Annotated in this window: 12 protein-coding genes; 6 read left to right on the top strand and 6 right to left on the bottom strand. The window is 65.8% G+C overall.

Annotation, left to right across the window (positions count from 1 at the left end):
- Positions 1–8 precede the first annotated feature (8 nt).
- A complete protein-coding gene (gene gspG / locus A9971_RS25840; RefSeq protein ID WP_011061045.1) occupies positions 9–458 on the bottom strand; it encodes a type II secretion system major pseudopilin GspG in 450 nt (149 codons plus the stop codon).
- Positions 459–606: 148 nt separating this feature from the next.
- On the opposite strand from gspG, the gene gspI reads away from it, so the two are divergent.
- Positions 607–993, top strand: a complete 387-nt coding sequence (gspI, locus tag A9971_RS25835; RefSeq protein WP_011061044.1) for a type II secretion system minor pseudopilin GspI — start codon at positions 607–609, stop codon at positions 991–993.
- Positions 994–996: 3 nt separating this feature from the next.
- Here the strand turns inward: gspI and A9971_RS25830 are convergent, their stop codons facing one another.
- A complete protein-coding gene (locus A9971_RS25830) occupies positions 997–1,425 on the bottom strand; it encodes a type II secretion system protein N (RefSeq protein WP_011061043.1) in 429 nt (142 codons plus the stop codon).
- A 130-nt stretch (positions 1,426–1,555) separates the two neighbouring features.
- On the opposite strand from A9971_RS25830, the gene A9971_RS25825 reads away from it, so the two are divergent.
- Both A9971_RS25825 and gspJ read left to right on the top strand, forming a co-directional pair.
- The gene (locus A9971_RS25825) at positions 1,556–2,017 is read left to right on the top strand and encodes a GspH/FimT family pseudopilin (RefSeq protein ID WP_011061042.1); all 462 of its coding nucleotides are present in this window, start codon (positions 1,556–1,558) and stop codon (positions 2,015–2,017) included.
- Positions 2,014–2,625: a type II secretion system minor pseudopilin GspJ gene (gspJ, locus tag A9971_RS25820; protein ID WP_041117921.1), complete on the top strand. Its 612-nt coding sequence runs from the start codon at positions 2,014–2,016 to the stop codon at positions 2,623–2,625. Before A9971_RS25825 ends, gspJ begins: the two co-directional genes overlap by 4 nt.
- Positions 2,626–2,751: 126 nt before the next feature.
- On the opposite strand, the gene A9971_RS25815 is transcribed toward gspJ, so the two are convergent.
- The 3 genes from A9971_RS25815 to A9971_RS25805 are packed head-to-tail and all read right to left on the bottom strand — an operon-like array spanning position 2,752 to position 4,938.
- Positions 2,752–3,702 (bottom strand): FecR domain-containing protein, encoded by a 951-nt coding sequence (locus tag A9971_RS25815; protein ID WP_182999875.1) that lies wholly within the window; start codon positions 3,700–3,702, stop codon positions 2,752–2,754.
- A gap of 37 nt (positions 3,703–3,739) precedes the next feature.
- Complete coding sequence (locus tag A9971_RS25810; protein ID WP_011061039.1) at positions 3,740–4,285, bottom strand: RNA polymerase sigma factor; 546 nt, start codon at positions 4,283–4,285, stop codon at positions 3,740–3,742.
- Positions 4,282–4,938, bottom strand: a complete 657-nt coding sequence (locus tag A9971_RS25805; RefSeq protein ID WP_077935012.1) for an STN domain-containing protein — start codon at positions 4,936–4,938, stop codon at positions 4,282–4,284. Before A9971_RS25805 ends, A9971_RS25810 begins: the two co-directional genes overlap by 4 nt.
- 244 nt (positions 4,939–5,182) lie before the next feature.
- Between A9971_RS25805 and A9971_RS25800 the strand changes: the two genes are divergently transcribed.
- The 3 genes from A9971_RS25800 (at position 5,183) to A9971_RS25790 (ending at position 8,236) form a co-directional block, all read left to right on the top strand.
- Positions 5,183–5,497: a hypothetical protein gene (locus A9971_RS25800; protein ID WP_011061037.1), complete on the top strand. Its 315-nt coding sequence runs from the start codon at positions 5,183–5,185 to the stop codon at positions 5,495–5,497.
- Between the two features lie 285 nt (positions 5,498–5,782).
- Positions 5,783–7,147 carry a glycosyltransferase family 39 protein gene (locus A9971_RS25795; RefSeq protein ID WP_015635426.1) on the top strand — a complete coding sequence of 455 codons (1,365 nt, stop codon included), beginning with the start codon at positions 5,783–5,785 and terminating at the stop codon, positions 7,145–7,147.
- Between the two features lie 366 nt (positions 7,148–7,513).
- On the top strand, positions 7,514–8,236 hold the full coding sequence (locus tag A9971_RS25790) for an META and DUF4377 domain-containing protein (protein ID WP_232512109.1): 723 nt from the start codon (positions 7,514–7,516) through the stop codon (positions 8,234–8,236).
- A 97-nt stretch (positions 8,237–8,333) separates the two neighbouring features.
- On the opposite strand, the gene A9971_RS25785 is transcribed toward A9971_RS25790, so the two are convergent.
- Positions 8,334–13,193 carry an NAD-glutamate dehydrogenase gene (locus tag A9971_RS25785; protein ID WP_011061034.1) on the bottom strand — a complete coding sequence of 1,620 codons (4,860 nt, stop codon included), beginning with the start codon at positions 13,191–13,193 and terminating at the stop codon, positions 8,334–8,336.
- Positions 13,194–13,386 lie beyond the last annotated feature (193 nt).

Here is a 13,386-nt window from a genome sequence, read left to right as displayed (position 1 = left end):
GACCGGCCCTATAGTTGCCAGGAGCCGATATCGGCATTCACGCCGTCGCCGTCGGGCTGGCCATCGGCGCCGAGGGAAAACACATCCACTTCGCCGTTGGCACCGGGGTTGAGGTAGTGATACGGGCGGCCCCAGGGGTCATTGGGCAGACGTTCCAGGTAGGAGCGCCAGTTGCTGTCCTTGGCATTGGCCGGGCGCTCCACCAGCACCTTCAGGCCCTGGTTCATGTTCGGGTAGCTGCCGTGGTCCAGGCGATAGAGCTTGAGGGCCTGCATGAGCCCGGCGATGTCCTGCCTGGCCGCCGTGGCCCGTGCCTGGTCCGGGCGATCCAGGACCTTGGGCACCACCATGGCTGCCAGGATCCCGAGGATCACCACCACGACCATGATCTCGATCAGGGTGAAGCCACGCTGGCCGCGCAGGCCTCGGGGCGGGGATGTTACAGGCGCGATATCCATCTCGACATTCCTTGGCGTAAGTTCGATTCGTCGCGCAGTGTTGCAAGAAGATATGTCAGTGGTATTGAAAAACCTCGGGAGTTTCGGTCGCCATTCGGTCAAGCCCGCAGGCTAGTCTGCGAGGCTGTTTCCCGGTCTCGAGCGGCCCATGCAAGCCCTGCGCAAACAAGCTGGTTTCACCCTGATCGAAGTGCTGGTGGCCCTGGCCATCATTGCCGTGGCGATGGCTGCGGCGGTACGCGTGGCGGGCCTGATGACCCAGAGCAATGGCCTGCTGCGGGACAAATCCCTGGCCTTGCTGGCGGCCCAGAGCCGGGTCGCCGAAGTGCGCCTGGAAGGCCGCCTGAACAGCGGCGTGAAGAACCTCGACTGCGACCAGGGACGGCTCAAGCTGCGCTGCGAAACCCGCATCGCCCCGGGCAGTGCGCCGGGGCTGGTGCGGGTGCAGGTGCAAGTCAGCGACCGCAGCCGCGAGGCGCCGCCACTTGCGCGCCTGGAAACCCTGGTCAGCCGGCCGCAGGTACAACGCCAGTGAGGCCTAGCGGGTCAACCGCGGCAGCTCCGGCGAGTCCGGCAGCTTGCTGACCTTGATCCGCGACTGCTCGGCGCCGCGCTCGATCAGCACGCCGTCGGCCTCGATCGCAGCCAGGCGCACACCCTGGGTCAGGGTTTCCCCGGCCAGGAAGCTGCGCGGCGGGCCATCGTTCAGATGCAGGATCGCCACTGCGCCACGGGCCCCGGCCATGACCCCGGACACCTTGATCTGCACCTGGGCCGGCTGGTTGGCAAACCACTGCAGGGCCGGGTTGTCGGAACGCGCGGCCAGCACCTGGGGCGCCACCGCCGGGGTCTGGGATTCGGCCGGGGTCAGCAGCAGCGACGACCAGGTGGCGACCCCACCCAGGGCCGCCAGCAAGGCCGCGTACTGCAGCAGTCGAGGGGCATCAAGGCGCGGGGCGAATGACATGGCACGTAGCATCGGGGGGACCTCCTGTTTGTCCGTGCCCCCAGCCTACCGCTCAATTCTCACGGTTTTATTTCACCGGACGATCATCTGCGTCTGGCAGGCTGGTCCGAGGGCCAAGGAGTGCAATCCGATGCAGGCAGGCAAGCAACAAGGCTTCACCCTGATCGAGCTGATGGTGGTGCTGGTGATCATCGGCATTGCCAGCGCGGCCGTGGGCCTGAGCATCAAGCCCGACCCGCTGCAACTGCTGCGCAAGGACGCCGAGCGCCTGGCGCAACTGCTGCAAGTGGCCCAGGCCGAAGCCCGCGCCGATGGTCGGCCGATCACCTGGCGAGCCACGGCCAAGGGCTTTGCCTTCAGCCGCCACAGCGAATCCGGAGGCGGCATCGATGACTTGCGTGGCGACCCCCAACTGCGCCCCCGGGCCTGGGAAACCCCGGCGCTGCAAGTGCGCATCGAACCCAGGCAGCGCCTGGTATTGAACGCCGAATGGATCAACCCGCCGCTGCGCCTGGTGTTGTCCGACGGCCAGCACAGCCTGAGCCTGGAACGCAGCGCCGCCGGCCAACTGCGGGTGGTGACCCAGCCATGAAGCGTCGGCAGCAGGGGTTCACCCTGATCGAAGTGATGGTGGCGATCATGCTGATGGCGGTGGTCAGCCTGATTGCCTGGCGCGGCCTGGACAGCGTCACCCGGGCCGACAGCCATCTCAAGGCCAGCACCGAACAGACCGAAGAACTGCTGCGCACCCTCAACCAGCTGGAACGTGACGTGGCCCTGCGTGCCGGCACCCAGCTGCGCGAGCCGGCCCTGGGCGACAGCGAAGAAGCCGAGCCCGACAGCCCGGCCCCACTGAGCGTGCGCAGCTCCGACAGCAAGGGCTTTCGCCTGGAGGTGATACGCAGCGCCGCCACCCCGGGGGAAGGCTTGCAACGGGTGCGCTGGTGGCTCAAGGGCGACACCCTGTACCGCGCCGTGGCCGAGCCCCGCGACCGCTACCCTTTGCCCGCGCCGCGCGACGGCGTGGCGGTGCTGAACCGGGTCAGCGACCTGCAAGTACGGGTCTGGGATGCCGACAAAGGCTGGCGCCAGCTCAGCGGCAACCGCCAGGACAGCCCCCTGGGCCTGGAGATCCGCCTGGTGCGCCAGACGCCCCAGGGCGAAGAGCGCTACCGGCAAGTGCTGGGGCCGTTGCAATAACCCTCTCCCGTAGGAGCCGGCTTGCCGGCGAACCGCGTAGCGGCCAGGCCCTGAGAATTCGGCAAATAGCGCCGGCCCCTTCGCTGGCAAGCCAGCTCCTACAGGGGGCTGTTGGTGTTTCGCGGATCAGCTCAGGAGCACCACGCCGCCAGGCAGTTCGGTGCACTTGGCGCCGTAGGCGTCGCGGATCAGCAAGGCCACGCCAGCCAGCTGGTTGAGGTTGAAACGCGCCTGGACCTTGCGCTTGCCCAGTTCGGCATTGAGCAGCACCAGCATTCCCGGGCGGTAGCGGTTGATCTCGCTGATCACCGTGTTGAGGCTGGCGTTGTCGAACACCAGGACCTGCTCGCGCCAGGCGATCACGCTGTGGATGTCCACCACCTGGGGTTCGCCGATGCTGCGCGGGTCGTAGGTCAGCTGGCGGCCGCTGTCCAGGCCAATGCTGCGCCCGGCCACGTCCACTTGCAGGCTGCCTTCGATGCAGGTGACGCACACCTGGTGGTCGGTGTTGCGCAGGTTGAAGCGCGCCTGGCGCGCGCTGAGCCAGCCCTCGCCGGCCTGGACCTTGAGCGGCTGCAGGCGCTGGCTGAAGACTTCCACTTCGCCTTCCAGCAGTTCGATGCCCTGCTCGCCCGCGCCCAGGTCACGCCGGCTGATGCGGGTCTGGGTGTTGAGCTCCAGGCTCACGCCCTCGGCCAGATCCACCCGGCGCTGTTCGCCGACTTCGGTGGCAAAGTCGGCGGTCAATCCGGCAAAGCCGCCCGGCACCGTGAGCCGCACCATGAACAGCGCCGCCGAGGCCGCCAGCGCGCCGCCAAGAAAGGCCCGACGGCCAAAGTGCCGCGGCCGCGCTTGCTGTTCCAGCAGCGCCGCGGCCGGTTGCAGGCAATGCCACAGGGCCTTGGTCTGCTCGAAGGCGGCCGCGTGCTGCGGGCTTTGCCCGCACCATTGGCGCAGCGCCCAGGCATCGGCGGCGGTGGCCCGCCCCGACGTCAGAAGGACCAGCCAGTCCCGGGCTTCGCTCAGCAACTGCTGGTCCGCCGAGGCCTGGGGTGTGGAGATGCTAAAAATGTTCAAGCGCGCAGGTACTCACGGATTGATCAGGGCTCTTTGTCTAGGACGGTTTTCCGGCCCCGGGACCGAACCGCTGAATGACTTTTCTTTCCAGGCGCAGGGCGCAATGGCCGAGGGCCGCCTTGAGTTCCTTCTCCACCATCCGTGTGGAAATGCCGAAGCGCTGGGAAATTTCCAGGTGCGGCGCCTCTTCCAGGCGCGCGGCAATGAAGATCTTGCGGCGCCGCGCCGGGAGTTCGTAGAGGGCCTTGAGCAGGGTCTGGATTTCCTTCTGGCCACCCACCACCCGCGAGGGGTCCTGGGCTTCGTCGGCGATCTGCAACAGCTCCTCGACCTCATCGCCGGTGAGCAGGCGGGCATCGGACTGGCGCCGGTCGGCGGCAATGTTCAGCGCCATGCGGTACAGGTAGGCATTGGGTTGCGCCAGGTTCGGCGGCTCTTCCATGCGGTCGACCCGCAGGTAGGTTTCGTGCAGGACGTCGTTGGCCAGGTCCTCGGACCCCAGGCGCCTGCGCAAGCGCACCCGAAAATCCTCGTAGGACGTCAGGAACAGCCTGACCATCGCACTGTGTCCGGTATTTTTCATACCCCGGAAGCTCCTTCCCATTCCTTGCAGTCCATGCGTTTCCCTGTCGTGTCCGGTATCAAGAGTAAGGTCAGCGGCTGGCGCAACGAGCTCGGTGCCTGGCGCTCGACCCGGGTCTGGGCCAGGCGCTGCACCAGCGCCTCATCCCGTTGCAGGTCGCCGGTGGAACTCACCAGGCGGCTGTGTTGCACCGCTCCGTCGCCGCCGATCCACAGTTGCAGCAAGGCGCGAAAGCTCCCCGGCCGAGTCAGCGCCGAGCCGCACAGGCTGCGTTCCACCGCCCGTTGCAGGGCGCTGGCGTAGCTGCTGTTGAGCCGCGCCGCACGACTGCCCGCCGCGCCGGGCTGCACGGCCGGCTGTGTGGCCTGCGGCACCTGCAGGGTGAAAGCATCGCTGCGGGCGTAGCGGGCCATCAGGCCACTGCCGGCCAACAACCGGCTCAGGCCTTCCCGGGCGCTGTAGTGACCGTTGATCCCCACCGAGCGCCGGCCCCGGGTCAGCTCCCGGTCCACCAGCACCGCCATCCCGGTGGCGCGGCTGAACAGCTCCAGGGCATCCGCCAGGTTCTGCGCCGGTATATCCAGTGCCAGCAGGGCCTGTGAATCCACCCGCGGCGGCCCGCCGGGAGGGCCCTGGGCCCAGCCCGCCGGCATCCACAGCAGCAGCCCGAGCGCCACCACACAGGTCGCCAAGCCCCCGTGCAATGAAGTCCATCGCCCGACCTGCGCTCTGCGTCGCTGCACTGCGGTCCAATCCCTGAAAAGCGTCATCCTGAGGCCAGTTTATGAATCTGGTGTTACGGCCACGGCAAAAAAACCATCACTTTTTCAGGCCGGGCTTTGCACTACACTCGGCCGGCATCGAAGCCCGATTCCCCGGGCCAGCCAGGAGGCCAGGATGAAACGATTAAGCCGATACAGCGCAGCCCTGTGGCTGCTCAGCGCCCTGCCCTGGACGCTGCATGCCGAAGAAGCCAGCGAGGGCTGCGTGGAAGTCAGCGTCGGCGGCTACAAGGCCCCCGACTACAACTGCCTGAGCAAACAGATGGGCAACAACCCGGACGCAGTGAAGGCGGCCCAGGCCAACCAGCAGGCCCTGGAGGACCCGGTGAACAAGCGCCCACCGAATCAGGTCGGGCTCTCGACGCCGGCGGCCACCGGCGTGCGCATGGGCAACACCTTCGGCACCTCGGTCAAGCCGCAACGGCCCTGAACGGCGCCGCGGGCGGCCGATTGCCGGGCCGCTACCCGCCACCGGGCCCGTCCCAGGGCCCGCCTGGACAGCGGCGAAGGCAGCGGGCGACGGTCGCCCCGTGGCCAATCGCGCACTGCGCCGCGCCCCCTTGATCAGCCCTGCCCGTATACCGGGCGTTAACCCCGGGCGCGCTAGATTGCCGAGCCTTGAACCCCGGTGCCGGCAACGGCCCCGAACACGGCGCGTGGATGGCGTTCGCCTGCCGGCCACCCTATCATTGGTGTTTTTTTGCGTGTTGGACGCATGGAAGACTATAAAAAGCTGATCCTGCAGCGCCCCTGCCAAAGCATTTTCCTGATTGCCCTCGCGCTGTTCATGGCGCTGCAGTACAAACCGGCAGTCCTCAACTACACCACGCGCTTCGTCGACTTTGCCGACTACATGCTGCAGCACGGCATGACGCTGTTCCCCATTGCCGACGATCTGCAGCCCTACCCCGACTACACCATTGCCAACACGGTGCTGGTCTATCTGGCGTCGCTGCCCTTCGGCCAGCTGTCCGTGCTGTCGATGGGCCTGCCCTTCTGCATCGCTGCGTCGCTGATGCTGGTGTTCATCTACAAGCTGGGGGCCCTGCATGAGCGCAAATGGGGCCTGTGCGGCGTGCTCTTTGCGCTGTTCACCTGGGCCTTCGTGGATAGCGTCAACTCCCTGGCCCTGGACATCTACCCCGCCCTGATCACCGCGGGCTGCTTCTACCTGGCCTACTCCGCCGACCTCAAGCAGCAGCGCGGACGCCTGGCGCTGGTGTTCCTCGGCCTGATCCTGGGCTTTGCCCTGCGCGGGCCGATCGGCATGATCGGCCCGGCACTGGTGGTCGGCAGCTATTACCTGCTGAGCCGGCAGTGGCGAACCCTGGTCGGGTTCTCGCTGGTGAGCGGCCTGCTGTTCGCCGCCGGGGTCGCGCTACTGGCCTGGGCCGCCCACGTGCAGGGCGGCGATGCCTTCATGCAGCAAGTGCTGGAGATGCAGGGCCTGGGCCGGATCGCCAGCGATCACTCGCCGCGCTACTACTTCTACTTCAGCGCCGGGCTGATCACCTACAGCTTCACGGCGTTCTACGCCCTCTGCGTGATGGCCAGGAGCGGCCGCCAGTGGCTCGGCGCCCCATCGCTGTCGGCGCCGCGCCTGCTGCTGCACCTGGGCGCCTGGTTCGTGGTGCTGATTGTGTTCTTCACCATCCCCAACTCGAAGAAGGCGCGTTACGTGCTGTCCATCACCCCGGCCATTTCCCTGCTGGCGGCCTACATCTTCATCGACCCCAACGGCCTGTTCAGCGCCACCCGCAGACGCCTGCTGCGCCTGTGCCTGAACCTGCCGGCCATCGGCGCGTTCCTGGCGCTGCTGGTGCTGGGCTACAACAGCTTTGCCGCCCGCCCCCTGCAGCCCGACTTCGCCGGGGTGTTTTCAAGCTTTGCCCTGCTCAGCGGCGTGCGCTACTGGATCGGCCGGCAGTACACCGGGCACCGGCATTACGAGGTCATCGTCCTGGCATTCGGCGTGGCGGCCTTTCTCTTGCTGGATGGGTTCTTCTTCAACGCCATCACCTATCATCTGGAACTGGCCAAAGAACCCACTCCCAAATTCCTGCCTTACTGGTTCTGGTAAGGCGGGCGTCCACACCTGGCCCGCAGCGCCCGGCCGGAAGCAGGCAACGGCGCTCACCGGCAGTGTGCAAGATTTGGTAACACTCCCGGGCACCCCCGGCGATGAAACCGAACTGGCACAGTGCTGTCACATCGCAATCGGTAACGGCGGAGGTCGCCCTGCGGCGGCTTGCGGCCCACGCAGCACTGGCCCGACGACCTCACTGCCACAGGTTACCGGCCTGGGCCTGCCCCCCATGCGGCAGGCCATACTCCATCAAGGCTGAAAGAGCGAACCATGAAGCAAAACATCCTCCTCGTATCCGTCTGTGCCGCCCTGCTCCAGGCCTGCACCCCGGCTTCCACCACCCCTGAAGGATCTTCTTCCATGCCCGCCAGCACTGCCTCCGTCAGCGCCCAGCCTGCGCTGTCCGCCTACTACTGGCAGCTGGTTGCGGCCCGCGATGCGGCGGGCAAGCCCGTCGCCGCCCTGGACAAGGGCATCGAGCGCCAGCTGCGCCTGACCTTCGCCGGGCAGAACCTGAGCATCAGCGGCGGCTGCAACCGCCAGTTCGGCGGCTTCCAGCATGAAAATGGCGTGCTCAAGGTACAGCCACTGGCCGCCACCCTGATGGCCTGCGAGCCGAAACTGATGGCCCTGGACGCACAAATCGCCAACCTGCTCAAGGGCGACCTGCGCACCACCTTCGGCGGCGACCAGTCGACCCCGACCCTGCAACTGGCCACCCAGGACGGCACCCTGCTCACGTTCGAAGGCCAGCCCACCCCGCAAACCCGCTACGGCAGCCAGGGCCAGACCCGCTTCCTGGAAGTGGCGGCCAAGACCGTCAAGTGCAGCCACCCGCTGATCCCCGACTTCCAGTGCCTGCAAGTGCGTGAGCGCCGCTACGACGACGCCGGCCTGCAACTGCCGACCCAGGACACCTGGCACCCGCTGTACCAGTCCATCGAGGGCTACGAGCACCAGGACGGCGTGCGCAATGTGCTGCGGGTCAAGCAGTACGAGTGGAAGAATGCACCCGCCGATGCCCCGTCCAGCGTCTATGTGCTGGACATGGTGGTCGAGCAGGACGCCTCGGCGGCCCACTGAGCCGAGCCACCCGCCAGCCGACACAAACCGGCAGGCAATAAAAAAGCCCCGTATCGCAAGATACGGGGCTTTTTTGGTTCTGGGCGGGGTCAGGCCGTTACAGCACCGACTGACCGCTCATGGCCAGGTCCAGCAACTCGCGGTTGGCCACCGCATACATGGCGTAGTCGGTGCCGCTGGCGGCACGGATTTCCACCATCATGGCGCGCCAGCGATCGGCCATGCTCGCGTTCTGCTCCAGCCACAGAGCCACGCGGGCCTCCATGTCATCCGGCGCATCGGCCATCTGCAGGACCTTGATGGTGATCGCCCGCTGCTGCCAGTCCACGTCATCGCGGAAGGCTTCGCGCGCCGCCGCCTGCCAGTTGTTGGCCACCGGCAGATCGCTGATCTGCTGCAGGTACCACGGCAGGTCGAGGGCACTGCCCACGGCGAAGTAGGCCTTGGCCACTTCCGCCGCATCGTGGCCGGTCACATCAGCGGCCTCGATGATCGGCAGCAGGGTGTACAGGTGGGTAGTGCCTGCAACCATGCGCGCCAGCAACTCCGGCACACCGGCTTCGACATAGGCGGTGTAACGGGCTTGCCAGCCCTCGCGGGTCGGGCCTTCGAGCAGCTCGTCGAGCTTAAGGCCCAGCGCCGCCAGGTGCGGACCAAAGTGCGCAACGTCACGCGCCGCATCCTGCTCGTTGCGCCGGCTGCGCAGGAACCAGCGGGTGGCACGACGGCCCAGGCGCATCAGCTCGTCCATCAACGCCAGTTGCACTTCAGCCGAAACCTGGTGGTCCAGGGCTTCGATCTGACGGAACCAGTGCGGGAGGTGGAAGATGTCCCGCACGATCACATAGGCACCGGCGACGTTCGCCGGGCTCATGCCGGTGGACTCCTTCAGGCGCTGCACGAAGGTGATGCCCATGTGGTTGACCAGGTCGTTGGCGATCTGGGTGCTGACGATCTCGCGCTTGAGACGATGGCGACGCATGGCCTCGGAGAACTTGGCCACCAGGCTTGGCGGGAACGCGGTCTCCATGTCGCGGGTCAGGTAGTCGTCATCCGGTACCAGGGACTTGAGCAGGGCTTCCTTGAGGTCGATCTTGCTGTAGGAAATCAGCACCGACAGTTCCGGACGGGTCAGGCCCTTGCCGGTGGCGGCGCGCTCGGTGAGCTGCTCCTCGGTCGGCAGGTACTCGATGGCGCGGTCCAGCTTGCCACGGCCTTCCAGGTCGCTCATCAGGCGCTTGTACTCGGCGGCACGCTCGTAGGCACGGCGCGCAGCCAAGGACAGGGCCTGGGTCTGCTTGTAGTTGTTGCCCAACACCAGGCCACCGACTTCGTCGGTCATGCTCGCCAGCAGCTGGTTGCGCTGCTTGTCGGTCATGTCACCGGCCTGCACCACTTCGTTGAGCAGGATCTTGATGTTCACTTCGTGGTCGGAGCAGTCCACGCCACCGGCGTTGTCGATGAAGTCGGTGTTGGAACCGCCGCCATTGAGGCCGAACTCCACACGACCCAGCTGGGTCATGCCCAGGTTGCCGCCCTCGCCCACCACTTTGCAGCGCAGCTCGTTGCCGTTGACCCGCAGAGCGTCGTTGGCCTTGTCGCCGACGTCGGCGTGGCTCTCGGTGCTGGCCTTGACGTAGGTGCCGATACCGCCGTTCCACAACAGGTCCACCGGCGCCTTGAGCAAGGCGTTGAGCAGCTCGGTCGGGGTCAGCTTGTCGGCCTGGATGTCGAAGCGCTCTTTCATCTGCGGCGAGATGGCGATGCTCTTGGCGCTACGCGAGAAGATACCGCCGCCTTCGGACATGATGCTGGTGTCGTAGTCGCTCCAGGCCGAACGCGGCAGCGCGAACATGCGCTGGCGCTCGACGAAGCTGGTGGCCGGATCCGGGTTCGGGTCGATGAAGATGTGCAGGTGGTTGAACGCCGCCACCAGTTGCAGCTTGTCGGACATCAGCAAGCCGTTGCCGAACACGTCGCCGGCCATGTCGCCGACACCGACCACGGTGATGCTGTCTTCCTGGACATTGATGCCGCGCTCGCGGAAGTGGCGCTGTACGCCAACCCACGCGCCCTTGGCGGTGATGCCCATCTTCTTATGGTCGTAACCGGCCGAACCACCGGAGGCGAATGCATCACCCAGCCAGAAGCCGTAGTCGATGGCAATGCCGTTGGCGATGTCGGAGAAGGTCGCAGTGCCCTTGTCCGCCGCGACCACCAGGTAGGGGTCATCGTCGTCATGGCGCACGACGTTGGCCGGCGGCACCAGGGCGCCGTCCTTCAGGTTGTCGGTGATGTCCAGCAGGCCGGAGATGAAGATGCGGTAGCAGGCGATGCCCTCGGCCGCGATCTCGTCCCGGCTGCCGCCCAGTGGCAGGCGACGCGGCAGGAAGCCGCCCTTCGCACCGACTGGCACGATCACCGAGTTCTTCACTTGCTGGGCTTTGACCAGGCCCAGGACTTCGGTGCGGAAGTCTTCTTCACGGTCGGACCAGCGCAGGCCGCCACGGGCAACGTTGCCGAAGCGCAGGTGCACGCCTTCGACACGCGGCGAGTAGACGAAGATTTCGAACTTGGGCACCGGCTTGGGCAGCTCGGGGATCAGGTGCGGGTTGAACTTGAAGCTGAAGTAGGACTTGTTCTGGCCGTTGGCGTCGGTCTGGTAGAAGTTGGTGCGCAGGGTGGCCTTGATCAGGTCCAGGTAGCGCCGCAGGATGCGGTCTTCGTTGAGCACCTGGACGTCGTCCAGGGCGGTGAGGATCGCCTGCTCCAGACGCTGCTGCTTGTCTTCCAGGTCGTCGCTGGTGAGCTTGCGCGCCAGGTAGAAGCGGGTCTTGAACAACCGGGTCAACTCGCGGGCGATGTCGGTGTGGTTGTTCAGGGTGCTGGCGATGTAGCCCAGGTCGAAGCCCAGGCGGATCTGCTTCAGGTAGCGGGCGTAGGCACGCAGCAGCGCCACGTCGCGCCATGGCAGGCCGGCGGTCAGCACCAGGCGGTTGAAGGCATCGTTCTCGGCATCGCCACGGACGATGTGGACGAAGGCGTCCTGCAGCGTGTCGTTGAGCTGCTGGATGTCCAGGTCCAGGCCTTCGGCGGCGGTGAAGGCGAAGTCGTGGATCCAGAACTCACGGCCATTGTTGTGACGCAGGCGGTACGGGAATTCGCCCAGCACGCGCAGGCCGAGGTTTTCCAGGATCGGCAGCACGTCGGACAGCGCCAGCGGGGTGTCGGCGTGGTACAGCTTGCAGTGCAGCTCACGCTGGCCGGAGACCTGGCCCAGGGGCTGGTAGAAGCTCATTACCAGCGGGTTGGCTTCGGTGAGGCTCAGCAGGTGCTGCATGTCCACCACCGCCGAATGGGCAGCGAAACGCTCGCGGTAGCCGGCCGGGAAGCCTTTGGGGAAGTCCGCCAGCACATTGGTGCCGTGGGCTTCGCCGAAGCTTTCCACCACCAGGCTGGCGTAGTCGTCCTGCCAGCTGCGGCAGGCCTGCACCACTTCTTTTTCCAGCAGCAGCGGGTCGATGTCGATGCGCTGTTTCGGGTCCACCCGCAGGATCAACTGCACACGGGCCAGCACCGACTCGGAGAAGAAGGTCCAGAACTCGCAGTCGGTGGCTTGCAGGCGATCCATCAGCACTTGCTGGATCTTCTGCCGCACTTCGGTGGAATAGATGTCGCGCGGCACGTAGGCCAGGCAGTAGCAGAAACGACCGTAGGGGTCTTTGCGCAGGAACACGCGGATCTTGTTGCGTTCCTGGATCTGCACGATGGACATCACGGTGCTGAACAGCTCGTCCACCGGGGTCTGGAACAGATCATCGCGGGGCAGCACTTCCAGGACCTGGGCCAGTTCCTTGCCCAGGTGCGCCTTGGCCTGGAAGCCCGAGCGCTGCTCGATGGCTTCGACCTTGCGGCGGATGTAAGGGATCACCCGCACGCTTTCGCCGTACACCGAAGAGGTGTACAGGCCCATGAAGCGGCATTCCTTGATGACCTTGCCGTCGGCATCGATCTGGCGGATCGAGACGAAATCCGGGTAGGCCGGACGGTGCACGCGGCTCGGGTGCGCAGCCTTGGCGAAGGACAGCGGCGTCGGTTCGCGCAGGTAGTTGACGGCGTAGTCTTCGATGCGCAGGTCATCGCTGGTCAGGCCGGCGCGCAGCAGCTTGGCCAGGCCGAGGAAGGAGTTCGGGTCATATTCGATATGCCCGCCGTCCTGGTCGGCGCCGACCACGAATTCTTCATAGCCGAGGAAGGTGAAGTGGTTGCCCACCAGCCATTCGAGGAAGCTCTTGATCTCGGTCTTTTCTTCGGCGGCGATCGGGAACTGGCTGTTGTCGATGCTCTGGATCAGTTCCTGGACCTTGGCCTTCATCGGCTCGAAGTCGGCCACGGCGACCCGCACTTCGCCCAGTACCTGTTCCAGTTCCTTGCCCAGCACGCTGAGTTCGGCGGCGTTGGCGCAACGGTCGATCTCCAGGTACATCAGCGACTCTTGCTGGATGCCTTCGCCCTGGGTGCCCTTGGGCAGGATTTCCAGCAGCTCGCCCTTGCTGCCACGACGTACGCTGAGCACGGTGGTCTGCAGGGTGTGGATGCTGTAGCCGCGACGGTTGAGCTCGGTGCGTACCGAGTCCACCAAAAACGGCAGGTCGTGGTGCAGGACTTCCACAGCGGTGTGGGTCGACTGCCAGCCATGGCGTTCGTAATCGGGGTTGTAGACGCGGACCTGCGGTTGCCCGTGGTCGAAGCGCTCAAGCAGGCGCCAGGCAGAAAGGGTGCAGCCCGCCAGGTCGGACATGCGACGCTGGGTGAGTTCGTCCAGGGAAATGATGCCGAAGAATTGTTCAGCGAACAGCGCCACTTGTGGCAGTGCCTGTTCACTGATGTGCTGCGCCAGTGCCGCTTGCAGTTGGTGCTGGAAGTCGGCTTTGCTGGCTGCGGTGAAGAACGCCATCTGTGGTACTCCGCTTGGGCTTGTTATTGATGGAAGCGTCGCGTGCAAACCCCTCGCGGGGCGGTGCTGCATCCTGCTCCTGGTCTCGGGCAGAGGTAGCAGGATGACAGGTGGGTGAAGCTGGACGAGACGCACAGGTCACATTCACCTTCCGGGGATGGGCATCTGCAAAAACGACTGACGCTAGCCGGGA

This window comes from Pseudomonas sp. UME65 (assembly GCF_014170225.1).
Taxonomy (GTDB): domain Bacteria; phylum Pseudomonadota; class Gammaproteobacteria; order Pseudomonadales; family Pseudomonadaceae; genus Aquipseudomonas; species Aquipseudomonas protegens.
The sequence above is the reverse complement of the archived record's forward strand: the minus strand, read 5'-3'. Positions and strand labels throughout refer to the sequence as shown.

Excerpts from the sequence above, each read along its gene's own strand:
- gspG (WP_011061045.1), bottom strand. The coding sequence starts at position 458 with ATGGATATCGCGCCTGTAACATCCCCGCCCCGAGGCCTGCGCGGCCAG.
- A9971_RS25805 (WP_077935012.1), bottom strand. The coding sequence starts at position 4,938 with ATGCCGGCGGGCTGGGCCCAGGGCCCTCCCGGCGGGCCGCCGCGGGTG.
- A9971_RS25790 (WP_232512109.1), top strand. The coding sequence starts at position 7,514 with ATGCCCGCCAGCACTGCCTCCGTCAGCGCCCAGCCTGCGCTGTCCGCC.
- gspJ (WP_041117921.1), top strand. The coding sequence starts at position 2,014 with ATGAAGCGTCGGCAGCAGGGGTTCACCCTGATCGAAGTGATGGTGGCG.
- A9971_RS25825 (WP_011061042.1), top strand. The coding sequence starts at position 1,556 with ATGCAGGCAGGCAAGCAACAAGGCTTCACCCTGATCGAGCTGATGGTG.
- A9971_RS25810 (WP_011061039.1), bottom strand. The coding sequence starts at position 4,285 with ATGAAAAATACCGGACACAGTGCGATGGTCAGGCTGTTCCTGACGTCC.
- gspI (WP_011061044.1), top strand. The coding sequence starts at position 607 with ATGCAAGCCCTGCGCAAACAAGCTGGTTTCACCCTGATCGAAGTGCTG.
- A9971_RS25830 (WP_011061043.1), bottom strand. The coding sequence starts at position 1,425 with ATGTCATTCGCCCCGCGCCTTGATGCCCCTCGACTGCTGCAGTACGCG.
- A9971_RS25785 (WP_011061034.1), bottom strand. The coding sequence starts at position 13,193 with ATGGCGTTCTTCACCGCAGCCAGCAAAGCCGACTTCCAGCACCAACTG.
- A9971_RS25795 (WP_015635426.1), top strand. The coding sequence starts at position 5,783 with ATGGAAGACTATAAAAAGCTGATCCTGCAGCGCCCCTGCCAAAGCATT.
- A9971_RS25800 (WP_011061037.1), top strand. The coding sequence starts at position 5,183 with ATGAAACGATTAAGCCGATACAGCGCAGCCCTGTGGCTGCTCAGCGCC.